This window comes from Streptomyces sp. STAM6, assembly GCF_054963715.1.
Genome location: NZ_JBUEFZ010000020.1, coordinates 45,360 through 58,257, shown reverse-complemented (window position 1 = coordinate 58,257; position 12,898 = coordinate 45,360). Strand labels below are relative to the sequence as shown.

14 protein-coding genes are annotated in these 12,898 nt (G+C 73.2%); 7 read left to right on the top strand and 7 right to left on the bottom strand.

Annotated features, from left to right (window positions below):
• Positions 1-196: 196 nt before the first annotated feature.
• The gene (locus ACY34K_RS22180; RefSeq protein WP_462749719.1) at positions 197-1,237 is read left to right on the top strand and encodes an NUDIX hydrolase; all 1,041 of its coding nucleotides are present in this window, start codon (positions 197-199) and stop codon (positions 1,235-1,237) included.
• Between the two features lie 69 nt (positions 1,238-1,306).
• Here ACY34K_RS22180 and ACY34K_RS22175 read toward each other — a convergent pair whose 3' ends face one another.
• Entirely contained in the window at positions 1,307-2,020 is a 714-nt protein-coding gene (locus tag ACY34K_RS22175) for an MBL fold metallo-hydrolase (protein WP_462749717.1), read from the bottom strand.
• A 98-nt stretch (positions 2,021-2,118) separates the two neighbouring features.
• The gene (locus tag ACY34K_RS22170) at positions 2,119-3,486 is read right to left on the bottom strand and encodes a M20/M25/M40 family metallo-hydrolase (protein ID WP_462749716.1); all 1,368 of its coding nucleotides are present in this window, start codon (positions 3,484-3,486) and stop codon (positions 2,119-2,121) included.
• A gap of 161 nt (positions 3,487-3,647) precedes the next feature.
• Here ACY34K_RS22170 and ACY34K_RS22165 point away from each other — a divergent pair, with 161 nt between their 5' ends.
• Positions 3,648-4,865: a geranylgeranyl reductase family protein gene (locus ACY34K_RS22165; protein ID WP_462749714.1), complete on the top strand. Its 1,218-nt coding sequence runs from the start codon at positions 3,648-3,650 to the stop codon at positions 4,863-4,865.
• A gap of 30 nt (positions 4,866-4,895) precedes the next feature.
• On the opposite strand, the gene ACY34K_RS22160 is transcribed toward ACY34K_RS22165, so the two are convergent.
• Complete coding sequence (locus ACY34K_RS22160) at positions 4,896-5,351, bottom strand: nitroreductase family deazaflavin-dependent oxidoreductase (protein WP_462749712.1); 456 nt, start codon at positions 5,349-5,351, stop codon at positions 4,896-4,898.
• 171 nt (positions 5,352-5,522) lie between these two features.
• Between ACY34K_RS22160 and ACY34K_RS22155 the strand changes: the two genes are divergently transcribed.
• Positions 5,523-6,212, top strand: a complete 690-nt coding sequence (locus ACY34K_RS22155; protein ID WP_462749710.1) for a TetR/AcrR family transcriptional regulator — start codon at positions 5,523-5,525, stop codon at positions 6,210-6,212.
• Complete coding sequence (locus ACY34K_RS22150) at positions 6,212-7,009, top strand: alpha/beta fold hydrolase (protein ID WP_462749708.1); 798 nt, start codon at positions 6,212-6,214, stop codon at positions 7,007-7,009. The genes ACY34K_RS22155 and ACY34K_RS22150 overlap by 1 nt, the downstream gene beginning before the upstream one ends.
• Positions 7,010-7,188: 179 nt before the next feature.
• Here ACY34K_RS22150 and ACY34K_RS22145 read toward each other — a convergent pair whose 3' ends face one another.
• Positions 7,189-7,677 carry a hypothetical protein gene (locus ACY34K_RS22145; protein WP_462749706.1) on the bottom strand — a complete coding sequence of 163 codons (489 nt, stop codon included), beginning with the start codon at positions 7,675-7,677 and terminating at the stop codon, positions 7,189-7,191.
• Between the two features lie 225 nt (positions 7,678-7,902).
• Between ACY34K_RS22145 and ACY34K_RS22140 the strand changes: the two genes are divergently transcribed.
• On the top strand, positions 7,903-9,153 hold the full coding sequence (locus ACY34K_RS22140; RefSeq protein ID WP_462749705.1) for a sensor histidine kinase: 1,251 nt from the start codon (positions 7,903-7,905) through the stop codon (positions 9,151-9,153).
• Positions 9,150-9,815 carry a response regulator gene (locus ACY34K_RS22135; RefSeq protein WP_462749703.1) on the top strand — a complete coding sequence of 222 codons (666 nt, stop codon included), beginning with the start codon at positions 9,150-9,152 and terminating at the stop codon, positions 9,813-9,815. The genes ACY34K_RS22140 and ACY34K_RS22135 overlap by 4 nt, the downstream gene beginning before the upstream one ends.
• Here ACY34K_RS22135 and ACY34K_RS22130 read toward each other — a convergent pair.
• Together ACY34K_RS22130 and ACY34K_RS22125 are read right to left on the bottom strand one after the other, a co-directional pair.
• Complete coding sequence (locus tag ACY34K_RS22130; protein WP_462749700.1) at positions 9,776-10,045, bottom strand: DUF6332 family protein; 270 nt, start codon at positions 10,043-10,045, stop codon at positions 9,776-9,778. The two genes, ACY34K_RS22135 and ACY34K_RS22130, sit on opposite strands and share 40 nt — an antisense overlap.
• A 76-nt stretch (positions 10,046-10,121) precedes the next feature.
• Positions 10,122-11,654 carry an MFS transporter gene (locus ACY34K_RS22125; RefSeq protein WP_462749699.1) on the bottom strand — a complete coding sequence of 511 codons (1,533 nt, stop codon included), beginning with the start codon at positions 11,652-11,654 and terminating at the stop codon, positions 10,122-10,124.
• An 87-nt stretch (positions 11,655-11,741) separates the two neighbouring features.
• Here ACY34K_RS22125 and ACY34K_RS22120 point away from each other — a divergent pair, with 87 nt between their 5' ends.
• Complete coding sequence (locus ACY34K_RS22120; RefSeq protein WP_462749697.1) at positions 11,742-12,158, top strand: MarR family winged helix-turn-helix transcriptional regulator; 417 nt, start codon at positions 11,742-11,744, stop codon at positions 12,156-12,158.
• Here ACY34K_RS22120 and ACY34K_RS22115 read toward each other — a convergent pair.
• Entirely contained in the window at positions 12,145-12,885 is a 741-nt protein-coding gene (locus ACY34K_RS22115; protein ID WP_462749694.1) for a maleylpyruvate isomerase family mycothiol-dependent enzyme, read from the bottom strand. The genes ACY34K_RS22120 and ACY34K_RS22115 overlap by 14 nt on opposite strands.
• Between the last annotated feature and the right edge of the window lie 13 nt (positions 12,886-12,898).

The window sequence follows — 12,898 nt, the reverse complement described above, 5'->3', positions numbered from 1 at the left end:
GAGACCTCCGGATGTCGGTGTGCGGAACTTCTACCCCGGAGCGCCCCGGTGGTCCGGGAGCCCCCGACGGCGTTGGGCCGTTCGGTGGCCCACGGCCGTGCCCCGGCGGCGGGGACCGCACGGTCTCCTTCCGGAACGGGTTTCCGTGGCAGGGTGTTGCGGGCAAGCCACTGGGGGCTACGGAAGAGGGGGAACCGTGATCGTCTGGATCAACGGTGCGTTCAGCGCAGGCAAGACCAGTACCGCGCGCGAACTGATCGATCTGATCCCGAACAGCACCTTGTACGACCCCGAGGTCATCGGCGGGGCACTGCGGTACCTGCTGCCTCAGAAGCGCCTGGCCGAGGTGACCGACTATCAGGACCTGCCGATGTGGCGGCGCATGGTCGTGGACGCGGCGGCGGCGCTGCTCGCCGATGTCGGCGGGGTCCTGGTGGTGCCCATGACCCTGCTGAGACAGGAGTACCGCGACGAGATCTTCGGCGGGCTGGCTTCCCGCCGCATCACCGTGCGCCATGTCGTCCTCACACCGGACGAAACGATCCTGCGGTCGCGGATAGCGGCGCGCCAGGAGTTCGAGAACGACCCCGACGGCAATGAACGGGTCCGGCAGTGGGCCTACGACCACATCGAGCCGTACCACGCGGCGCTGGGCGGATGGCTGTCCGCCGACGCGTACGCCGTCGACAACAGCGCCCTGACTCCCCACGAGACCGCCGCGACCGTCGCCGAGGCCGTCCGTTCCGGGGCGGCCGGCATCTGCGAGATCGTCCAGACACCCGAACCGACCGGCGAGACCCTGGCCGCCGGAGTCCTGCTCTTCGACGAACAGGACCGGGTGCTGCTCGTCGACCCCACCTACAAGCCGGGCTGGGAGTTCCCCGGCGGGGTCGTCGAACAGGGCGAGCCGCCGGCCCGGGCCGGGATGCGGGAGGTCGCCGAGGAGATCGGGCTCCGCCTCGAATCCGTACCGAAGCTGCTGCTCGTGGACTGGGAACCGCCCCACCCGCCCGGCTACGGAGGGCTGCGCCTGCTGTTCGACGGCGGCCGGCTCACCGGCGCCCAGGCCGCCGACGTCCTCCTCCCCGGCTCCGAACTGCGCGGCTGGCGATTCGTCACCGAGGAGGAGGCGGCCGGCCTGCTGCCCCCCGCCCGCTACGAACGCCTCCGCTGGGCCCTGCGTGCGCGCGAACGCGGAACGGTCCTCAACCTGGAGGCGGGAGTTCCGGTCGGCTGACCCTCGCTCAGGCGCCGCCCCCGCCGCCGGTCACGGCCGGACGGCACGGTGCTGCCCGCCGGTGGCCCGCTATGCCGCCGCGTCGCGGGCGGCCGCGTCCCGGCCGGCCGCGGCGGCGAGGACGGCCGCCGCGTCCCTCGTCAGCGGGTCGCCGTGGCCGAAGCAGACCGTGTCCGGGGCGAGCCCGGCCAGGCGGCGCATCGAGGCCTTGGCCTGCTCGCGGTCCACGTTGATGACGCCCAGCATCGCCTCGCCGACCCCCGCCACGGCGTCACCCGTGAACAGCACGCCGTGGCGCGGCAGATGGACGGCGATCGAGCCGTCCGTGTGCCCCGGCGCGTGCACCACCCGCGCCCCGTCGCCGAAACCGAGCTCGTCGCCGTCCACGAGCTCCCGGTCCACCCGGGTCGGCGGAGCCGCCGGGACCGTGAGCCCGCGCTCGTGCAGCGGGATCTCCCAGTCGAGCAGCACCGGCTCCGGTACCGGTACCTCACCCCGCACCACCGGCGCCTCCAGGGTGTGCGCCATCACCTCGGCGCCGTACCGCTCGGCCAGCTCACCGGCCGCGCCCACGTGGTCGCGGTGGCCGTGTGTGAGCACGATCCGGCGGATGGCCTCCGGGCGCAGCCCGGCTCGGCGCAAGGCCGTCTCGACGAGCGGGCCGGCATCGTCCCGGCCCGCGTCGATCAGTGTCAGATCGTCGTCCCCGTCCCGCCACAGATACGCCTGGCCGATCGGGAAACGGAACATGTACAGGTGGCGGTTCACCTCGATGAAGTCCATGCGGCGAACGTAGGTACCCCCCTGCGCCCGCCGCATCGTTCTTCGCCCCCGGCTACTTCCGCTCCCGGCGCAACCCTGCGCCGCCGCCGGTGCGGGTTTCACGCCCCCTTGGAACGGGCGTAGTTGAGGAGGAAGTGCGCCTCGGTGACCGACATCCGCTCCAGCTCGTCCGGCGACACGCTCTCGTTGACCGCGTGGATCTGTGCCTCCGGCTCGCTCAGTCCGATCAGCAGGATCTCCGCCTCCGGGTAGAGCGCGCCCAGCGTGTTGCACAGCGGGATCGAGCCGCCCATGCCCGCCGACTGCATCTCCTCGCCGGGGTACGCGATCCGCATCGCCTCGGCCATCGCCGTGTACGCCGGGCTGCCGATGTCGGCCCGGAACGGCTGGCCCTGTCCCACCTGCTCCACCGTCACCCGCGCGCCCCACGGCGTGTGCGCCTCCAGGTGAGCGGTCAGCAGCTTGGTCGCCTCGCCCGCGTCCTGCCCCGGCGGCACCCGCAGACTGATCTGGGCGCGCGCGGATGCCTGCACGGACGGCGTGGCGCCCACCACCGGCGGGCAGTCGATGCCGATGACGGTGACCGCGGGGCGGGCCCACAGCCGGTCCGCGAGCGAACCGTGTCCGATCAGCCCCACGCCGTCCAGCACCTTGGCGTCCTTGCGGAAGTCCTCCTCCGCGTACCCGAGCCCGTCCCAGGTGCCCTCCGCCGCGAGCCCGTCGACGGTCGTCGAGCCGTCCTCGGCCCGCAGTGAGTCGAGGACGCGGACGAGCGCGGCCAGCGCGTCCGGCGCGGCCCCGCCGAACTGCCCGGAGTGCAGGTTGCCCTCCAGCGTGTCCACCTGGACGCGCAGCATCGTCATTCCCCGCAGCGACGCCGTGACGGTGGGCAGGCCCACCCGGAAGTTGCCGGTGTCGCCGATCACGATCGCGTCGGCCGCCAGCAACTCGGGGTGAGCCTCCGCGTACCGCTCCAGGCCGCCGGTGCCCTGCTCCTCCGAGCCCTCCACGATCATCTTGACGCCGACCGGTATCCCGCCGTTCGCCTTCAGGGCGCGCAGCGCGAGCAGGTGCATGATGAACCCGCCCTTGCAGTCCGCGGCGCCGCGGCCGTACCAGCGGCCGTCCTCGCGCTCGGTCAGCTCGAAGGGCGGCGTGTCCCAGCCGGCCGGGTCGAGCGGCGGCTGGACGTCGTAGTGCGCGTAGAGCAGCACCGTCGGCGCGCCCTCCGGCCCCGGCAGCCGGCCGTACACCGACTGCGAACCGTCCGGGGTGTCGAAGACCGAGACCTCCTCGAACGCCTCCGCCCGCAGCGCGTCCGCCACCCACGCCGCGGCGGCCTCGCACTCGCTGCGGGGGAACTGCGCCGGGTCAGCCACCGACTGGAACGCCACCAGTTCCGCGAGCTCCGTCCTGGCACGGGGGAGCAGGGAGGCGACGGTCTCGGCGATCGGCTGGTCGGTCATGGGCACGCTCCTGGTGGGTGCGACGTTAAGACTGACGTTGTGACCGTTGTGTGTACGGCAAACGCGTATCCGATCCTCCCACAGGGGGTGGACGGAGCCCGAGCCGTAGGATGCGGTCGAGAGCATGGGCCATGGGTCGGGATCAGGAGCAGAAGCACATCGTGAGCAGCGAGAACGCAGACGCCGGTAACGAGAACTCCGCGCCGGTGTGGGACGTCGTCGTGGTCGGCGCGGGACCGGCGGGAGCGTCCGCCGCGTACGCGGCGGCTGTCGCGGGCCGCCGGGTCCTTCTGCTCGAGAAGGCGGACCTGCCGCGTTACAAGACGTGCGGCGGCGGCATCATCGGCCCGTCGCGCGACGCACTGCCGCCGGGTTTCGAACTGCCGCTGCGGGACCGGGTGCACGCGGTGACGTTCTCCATGAACGGCCGGTTCGCCCGTACCCGCCGCTCCAAGCGGATGCTGTTCGGGCTGATCAACCGGCCCGAGTTCGACGCCGGCCTGGTGGAGCAGGCCCAGAAGGCGGGGGCGGAGCTGCGGACGGGCGCGACGGTGGCCCGGGTCGAGCAGCACGGCTCGGCCGTGCCCGACCGGCGTACCGTCGCCGTGGTCCTGGCCGACGGCGAGACCGTCCTCGCGCGCGCCGTCGTCGGCGCGGACGGCAGTGCCAGCCGGATAGGTGCCCATGTCGGGGTGAAGCTCGACCAGGTGGACCTCGGTCTGGAGGCGGAGATCCCGGTCCCGCCCACCGTGGCGGAGGACTGGGCGGGGCGCGTCCTCATCGACTGGGGGCCGATGCCGGGCAGTTACGGCTGGGTGTTCCCCAAGGGGGACACCCTGACCGTGGGCGTGATCTCGGCCCGTGGTGAGGGCGCCGCGACCAAGCGGTACCTGGAGGACTTCGTCGGCCGGCTCGGGCTGGCCGGCTTCGAGCCCGCGATCTCCTCCGGGCATCTGACCCGCTGCCGCAGCGACGACTCGCCGCTGTCCCGCGGCCGGGTGCTGGTGTGCGGTGACGCGGCCGGGCTGCTGGAACCCTGGACCCGCGAGGGGATCTCCTTCGCGCTGCGGTCCGGACGGCTCGCGGGGGAGTGGGCGGTGCGGATCGCCGAGGCGCACGACGCCGTGGACGCCCGCCGCCAGGCGCTGAACTACGCGTTCGCGATCAAGGCGGGGCTGGGCGTGGAGATGGCCGTCGGCCGCCGGATGCTCACGCTCTTCGAGCGCCGGCCCGGGCTGCTCCACGCGGCGATCACCGGTTTCCGGCCCGCGTGGCACACGTTCGCGGACATCACGCGCGGTGTGACCACGCTGGCCGGGCTCGTCCGGACGAGCGCGGTGGCGCGCCGGGTGCTGGACACCCTGGACCGGCGTCGGTAGGCCGGGCCGCGTTCCGGCTCCGGTTCGCCCTCACCGGAGGGTGATCCGGAAGACCGGGTGCCGGGGTGCGACGGCCCGCAGCTCCTCGTCCGTCGAGCCGGGCCCCACCCCGTCGAAGAACACACCGACCTCGGCCTTCCACCGCTTGAGGTAGGCACGCAGCAGTGCCGGCTTGTCGTCGTCCGCGACCTCCTCCGCGGTGAAGGTCTGCACCCGCCTGCCCAGGTGGAGTTCGCCGCCGCCCGCCGCCCGCATGTTGTGGGTCCACTGGACGTGCCCGCGCGGGGCCACCAGGTACTGGACGCCGTCCACGGTCAGCAGATTGACGGGGGTGCGGCGCCACTCGCCGCTCTTGCGGCCGCGCACGGCGAGGACGCGTGAGCCCCAGACACTGATGCCCCGCCGGGTCATCCAGGTGACGGCCCTGTTGAGGACCTTCACGGTGAACCAGCCCGGCTTGATGACGTGCGCGGACTCTGCGGACATGGGTGCCTCCTGGAGGGGTGCGGGGCCGGGGACGGAGCGGGGCCAGGGTTTCCGAACGGGATCGGAGAGCACTGCTCTCGCTTGAGAGCAGTGTGCACGGGATCAACGATCCAAATCAAGAGCAGTGCTCTCTTTTCGGTGCACCGCTCCGAGAGATGGCACACTGATCCCATGAGTACCGTGCAGGGAGCCAGGGCCCGCGCCCGCGTCGAAGTGACCGCCGCCATCAAGGACGAGGCACGCCGCCGGATCGCGGCGGAGGGCGCCGCCAAGCTCTCCCTGCGCGCCGTCGCCCGCGAATTGGGCATGGTGTCCTCCGCCCTGTACCGCTACTTCCCCAGCCGTGACGATCTGCTGACCGCCCTGATCGTCGACGCCTACGACGCGATGGGCGCCGCCGCCGAGTCCGCCGCCGAGGCCGCCGTCCCGGCGAGCCCCCGTGCCCGCTGGACCGCGGTCTGCGCCGCCGTACGCACCTGGGCCGTCGCCCACCCCCACGAATACGCGCTGATCTACGGCTCCCCCGTCCCCGGCTACACCGCCCCCCAGGACACCGTCGCACCGGCCTCGCGCGTCGGCCTCACCCTCATCTCCGTCGCCCGCGACGCCCACCGCGCCGACGGCGTGGCGCCGCCGCCGCTCGCACCCGGCCTGCGGGCCGAGGCGGAGCGCCTGGCCGCGGACGTCGCGCCCGATCTGCCGCCCGCGCTGGTCATCGCGCTCGTCGGCGCCTGGTCGCAGCTCTTCGGGCTCATCTCCTTCGAGGTGTTCGGACAGTTCAACCGGATCGTCGAGGAGAGAGAGGCCTTCTTCGCCCAGGCCGCGGAGCGGCTGGGACGCGACGTGGGGCTGATGCGCTGATGCCCCACGCGTACGCCGCCGACGGCACCGCGCTGTACTACGAGACGCACGGGTCGGGGGAGCCGCTCGTGCTGCTGAGCGGCCAGTCCAACGACCACCGCTGGTGGGACTCCGTACGGGCCGGCTTCGCCGAGCACTTCACCACCGTCGTCCTGGACTACCGGGGCACCGGGTACAGCGGCCGCCCCGACACCGACACGTACAGCACCCCCGGTTTCGCCCGCGATGTGCTGGCCGTCCTCGACCAGGCCGGTATCGACCGGGCCCATGTGTACGGCACCTCCATGGGCGGCCGGGTCGCGCAGTGGATCGCCGCCGACCATCCCGGCCGGGTCGACCGGCTCGTGCTCGGCTGCACCTCGCCGGGGACGCCGCACGGCGTGGAACGAGGCCCGGACGTCCGCCGGGCGCTCGCCCAGCCCGACGCCGCGTCCGCCCGCCGCGCGCTCCTGGAGCTCATGTACACGCCCGGCTACGCCGCCGCCCACGCGGGGCCGTTCCACACCCTCGGCGATCCGTCGATGCCCGCCCACGCCCGCCGCCGCCACCTGCGGGCCAGCGCCCGCCACGACGCCTGGGACGCGCTGCCGGGGATCACGGCGCCGACGCTCGTCGTCCACGGCACCGACGACCGGTTCAATCCCACGGCGAACGCGCCGCTGCTCGCCGAGCGCATCCCGGGCGCCAGGATGCGTCTCGTAGCAGGCGCCCGGCACGCCTACTTCGAGGAGTTCGCCGCCACGGCCACGCCCCTGGTACTCGACTTCCTCGCCGGGGGTCCCCGTACGGAGCCGTAGCGGCCGGCAGGGCGACCGACGGCCGCTCCTCGCGGAGGAGACGGGCCGCCGGGCCGGCCGTGAGCCGCTCGGCGGCGGGCGGACCGGCGGCGGGTCCGCGTCCACCGCGGTGCCCGTCTCCCGTGGTCGCGGGGACCGGGCGGCCCCGGGAGAGCGGGGCCGCCCGAGCGGGCGCGCCGTCAGATTCCGGCGGAGGCCATCTCGATGATCGAGCGGTAGTACGCGGCCGTCGACACCACACAGGCCCGGTAGGTGCGGTCCTTCTTGACCGCCAGGAAGTAGTCGCGCAGGTTCTTCCAGTACCCCACCAGATAGCCCAGCCCCGGGACGAAGCCGGGCGGCCTGGGCACCAGCGCGAACGCCTCGGAGCACTGCAGGATCCGGCCCGTGGCCTCCGACAGCACATCGGCCACGTCGCTGTTCATGTTCCACCCGGCGGCCAGTTCGGTCGTCCAGATGGCACCCGCGATCTCGCGGAGCCGCTGCTGCTCCTCCGGCGTGGGGTCACTGAGCATCACCACTGCGCCGGGGGCGGCCACAGCCTGCGAGGAAAGGTTTCCTGCCCGATCGCTCGCGTGCACCGTACCCACGCCGGCGCCCGCGGCGAGCGTCGCTCCCGCGGTCACCAGGGCCACCGCCGTCAAACGGCGGGACAGCCGTGCTCTCATCGCGTTCCCCTCCCGTCGGCCCCCGGTTCCCGGGGGATCGCCCCGAAGCTGGCACGCCCGGCGTACCCGGTCAACGGCCGTATGCGGCCACGCGTCCGGAACGAACCCACCCATGTGCCGGCGGCCCCGGACGTGGCTCTCCCCCCGGCGTACTCCCCCGGGAGTAGGTGTGATCACCACTGCGGGCCGACGCCCGCGCGGGCCGCTCGCGTCTAGCGTGGCGACATGGACGAGCGACGGACAGCCGCGGGCGGCGGGCCGCGGGCGCGGGGCGGCCCCACCGGGCAGCCCCCGCCGCGGTGGTGGCCGGGCCGCGAACCCGGCAGCACGGTGCCCTGGCGGTCCACCCTGCTGCTGGCCGTCTTCGTGACGGTCGGCAGCGGCTTCGCGGCGCGCGGCCAGGCCGACCGGGAGCCGCTCGACACCCTTGCCAGGGTGCTGCTGCTCGCCGGTCCCGCCTTGCTGCTGGCGCGCCGCAGGTACCCGGTGGCCGTGGTCTTCGGCGCCGCGGCGAGCGTGCTGCTCTACCTCGGCGGCGGGTACCCCTATGGACCGGTCTACGCCACCGTCGCCGTCGCCGTGTTCTCCGCGGTCGTCGCCGGACACCGGTACGCCGCCTGGGGCGCCGTCGGAATGCTCTGGACCGGGCACCTGCTCATCGGGCACTGGCTCTACCGGTATCTGCCGCCGGCCGGCGACGGGCCGGCGCCCTGGGGCGAGGAACTGGTCGCCACGGCCTGGGTCGTGGCCGTCGTCGCGGCGGCCGAGCTGGCCCGGCTCCGGCGCGAGCAGTGGGCCCGCGAGCGCGCCGAGCGCGCCGCCGCGGAGAAGCGCCGCGCGGACGAGGAGCGGCTGCGGATCGCCCGCGAACTCCACGACGTCCTCGCGCACTCCCTGTCCGTCATCAACGTCCAGGCGGGCGTCGGCCTCGCGCTGCTCGACTCCGACCCCGAGCAGGCACGTACCGCGCTCGCCACGATCAAGGGGGCCAGCAAGGAGGCACTGGGGGAGGTGCGGCAGGTGCTCGATTCCCTGCGTACGCCGGGCGCCGCCCCGCGCGCGCCGGCGCCCGGCCTCGACCGGCTCCCGGAACTGGTCGAGCAGGCGGCGGGCGCCGGACTCGCCGTCGAGGTGGAGACGTCCGGCCCGCGGGCGGCCCTCCCGCCCGGCGCCGACCTCGCGGCCTTCCGCATCGTGCAGGAGGCCCTGACCAATGTGGTCCGTCACTCCGCATCGCCCACCGCGCGCGTACGCGTCGACCTCGGCCCCGGCCGGATCGAGCTGACGGTCGACGACGAAGGACCCGCCACCGGCACCGACGCGGGCGGCAGCGGGAACGGACTGGCCGGAATGCGGGAGCGGGCGGCCGCCCTCGGTGGCACGATCGAGGCGGGCACCCGCCCCGACGGCGGCTTCCGCGTCCACGCCACGCTCCCGCTCACCGCACCGACGCACACCCCGGAGGAGAGGCCGTGATCCGTGTCCTGCTCGCCGACGACCAGTCCCTGGTCCGGGCCGGCTTTCGCGCCCTGCTGGACGCCCAGCCCGACATCGAGGTGGTGGGAGAGGCCGCGGACGGCGAGCAAGCGGTGGCGCGGGTGCGGGAACTGCGGCCCGACATCGTCCTGATGGACATCCGCATGCCGCGGCTCGACGGGCTCGCCAGCACCCGCCGCATCACCGAGGACGCCCGGCTGGAGGGCGTGAAAGTGGTCATGCTCACCACCTTCGAGCTGGACGAGTACGTCTTCGAGGCGATCCGCGCGGGCGCGTCCGGGTTCCTCGTCAAGGACACCGAGCCGGAGGAACTGCTGCGGGCCGTACGGGCCGTGGTCGCCGGTGACGCGCTGCTGTCCCCCGGCGTCACGCGCAGGCTGATCGCGGAGTTCGCCGCCCGGTCCAAGGCCCCGGCCGAGGCGGAGAGCCTCGCCGGACTGACCGAGCGCGAACGGGAGGTGATGGCCCTGGTGGGCATCGGTTTGTCCAACGAGGAGATCGCCCGCCGGCTGGTGGTCAGCCCGCTGACGGCCAAGACCCATGTGAGCCGCACGATGGTGAAGCTCGGCGCCCGCGACCGCGCCCAACTGGTCGTGCTGGCCTATGAATCGGGCCTGGTCCGCCCCGGCTGGCTCGGCTGACGTGCCGCGAAGCGCCACAGCACGCGCACCAGCCGGGCCGCGAAGCCCAGGCACGCCGCTCCCGCGGCCACGACGAGCAGGGACCGTTCGGCGGCGCCGTCCAGCCCCAGCACCACCACGGGCGCGCCGATCAGGCAGAACAGCGCCACGGCCAGGAAGGCGGCCGTCACCAGTGCGTAGCCGATCTCCACTGTGATCGCGTCGCGTTGAGCCTGCGTGCGTGTCCCCATGGCCGACAGTCTCACAAGGCGGACGGCCGGCAGGCAAGGACATGCCCACCGGCCGCGCGTGCCGCGTGGCGATCGGTCAGTCCCGCGCGGGGACAGGAGCGGAGACGGGATCGGCCGTCGTGTCCTTCGCGTCCGTCGTGTCCGTCGTGTCCTTCGCGACCGGTCCGGCCGACGTGGCGACGACGACCGAGCCGCTCTGCCGGCGGGTACGCAGACCGGTCAGGGTGATGAGCAGACCGGCCAGCGCGATGACGGTCACGACGGCCAGGCCCGGGCGGAAGCTGTCGAGGACCTCCTGCGGGGAGCCGCCGTCCGTGCCGCCCGCCGTGATCACCGCGGTCACCACGGCCAGGAAGATCGCGCCGCCCACCTGGATCGAGGTGTTCAGCAGGCCCGACACCATGCCCTGCTCCTCGTCGGCCACACCGTTGGTGGCCTGGATGTTGAGGGACGGGAAGGTGAGCGCGCAGGCCGCGCCGAGCAGCAGCATCGAGGGCAGGATGACGGCGGCGTACCGCGGGGTGAGATCGACCTGGAGAAACAGGGCGTACGCCAGGACGAGCAGGGTGAACCCGGTGGCGATCACCCGCGGCGTGCCGAACCGGTCGACCACACCACCGATCTTCGTGGAGGAGAGCGCCACCAGCACACCGGCCGGCAGGAACGCGAGCGCGGTCTGCAGCGCCGACCAGCCGAGCAGCGACTGCATGTACTGCGTGACGATGAACTGGAAGGCGACGTACGAACCGAAGAACGCGGCGGCGCCGAGCTGTGCCCGCAGCTGCGTGCCGGACCGCAGCACACCGAGCCGGAGCAGCGGGTTGCGGCTGCGGCGCTCGATGGTGACGAAGACCGCGAGCAGGGCCGCGGCGACCACGAACGACAGCAGGGTGCGGGCGGAGGCCCAGCCCGCCTCGGGCGCCTGGACCACGGTGAACACCAGCAGCAGCATGGCCGAGGTGCCGGTGACGGCGCCCGGCACGTCGTAGCCGCCGCGGTTCTCCTCACGCGCGCTGTGCGGGATCAGCCGCAGACCGGCGACCAGGGCGATCAGCGCGACGGGGGCGGGCAGCAGCATGGTCCAGCGCCAGCTGAGCTCGGTGAGCAGCCCGGAGAGGACCAGGCCCATGGAGAAGCCGGTGGCGGCGCAGGTGGTGTAGATCGACAGGGCCCGGTTGCGCTGCGGGCCCTCCTTGAAGGTCGTGGTGATGATCGACAGGCCCGCGGGGGCGGTGAACGCGGCGCTGAGGCCCTTGATGAAGCGGCTGGCGATGAGCAGCGGCCCGGAGTCGACGAGCCCGCCCAGCAGGGAGGCGAGCGCGAAGACGGCCAGGGCGATCAGGAAGACCCGGCGGCGGCCGAGGAGGTCCGCCGCGCGGCCCCCGAGCAGCAGCAGTCCGCCGTAGCCGAGGATGTAGCCGCTGACGATCCACTGGAGCGTCGCGGTGGACAGGCCGAGGTCCCCGGCGATGGACGGCAGGGCGACGCCGACCATCGACACGTCGAGGGCGTCGAGGAACATCGCGGCGCACAGCACCAACAGCGTGCCCCACAGACGGGGGCTCCAGCGTTCCGGTGCGGGGGTGGGGTCGTTGAGCGGAGATGTCATGGCCAGCACAGTACATGCATATGCATTGACTGCAAGTGCATTTAATTACGGTGCAACAAACGGCGTCATCTCTGCTAGCGTGGGCCCATGGCTGCGAAGAAGTCGGAGCGCGCGCTCGTGGAACAGTGGCGCGACGTGCTGGCCCTGCACGCCCGGACGATGTGCGAACTCGACCGTGAGCTCCACCGGTACGGGCTCGGCGCCAGTGACTTCGAAGTGCTCGACGTGCTCGCGGAGGTCTCGCCGGACGACGGCAAACCGGCGTACCGGGTTCAGGAGCTGGGGGCGCGGGTCCACCTCAGCCAGAGCGCCCTGTCCCGGCTCGTCGCGCGGCTGGAGAAGAACGGACTGGTGGCTCGAGGGATGTGCAGCGAGGACCGGCGTGGTGTGCGGGTCGTCCTGACGGACCTCGGCCGGCAACGGCACGCCGAGGTGCTGCCCCTGCAGCGTGCCGTGCTCGCCCGGGCGCTGACGGACCCGGATCCCACGCCTACGACCAGGTGACCGCCGACGTCTCGCGCCACAGGCGGGCGAGACTCTCGTCGCCCGACAGGGACACGGCCCCGGTCGGCAGCCGGTTCCACAGGAACAGATAGAGCCGTTCGGCGGGCCCGCTCAGCTCGCAGTCGGCGGGGCCCTCGTCGTCCCGGGAGGCCCGGGGCGGCTGCGCCGACAGCCGCAGGGTCCACACGTCACCGGTGTCCACCGCCCGAACCCGCAAGGTGCGCGGTTCGTCGGTACGCACCCGGCTGCTGCTCCGCCCGTGGAAGCCGCGCACCAACTCGTCGATGCCGTCGACGGCCGGCTCGGCGCTCACCGGCCCCGGCGTGCCCAGCGCGGACTCCGCGTCCACGCGGTGCACCGTCGTCTCGTGGGTCTGCCGCCGCGCCCAGAACGCGCGCGGTGAGGGCGAAGGCAGGAACGTCCAGCACTCCAGGGAGTCGGGCGCGTCCGTCAGTGCCGACACCAGTAGCCCGTGGCCCTCGCGGAACCACTCCAGCAGGGGGTCGCCGTCGAGGTCCGGCTCGCCCCCGTCGGGCTGGTACGAGGTGTGACCCTCCACCACGAAGGCCGTCGCCCACCGGTGCACCATGCCGGTGTGCCGCAGCAGGTCACGGATCCGCCAGCCCGGGCAGGTCGGCACCGCCGCGTCCGCCCCGGCCCGCTCGGCCGCCTCGGCCAGCAACTGGCCTTCCCTCGCAAGGTGCTTGATGTGCTCAGTGATCTCCATGCCCGGATTGTGG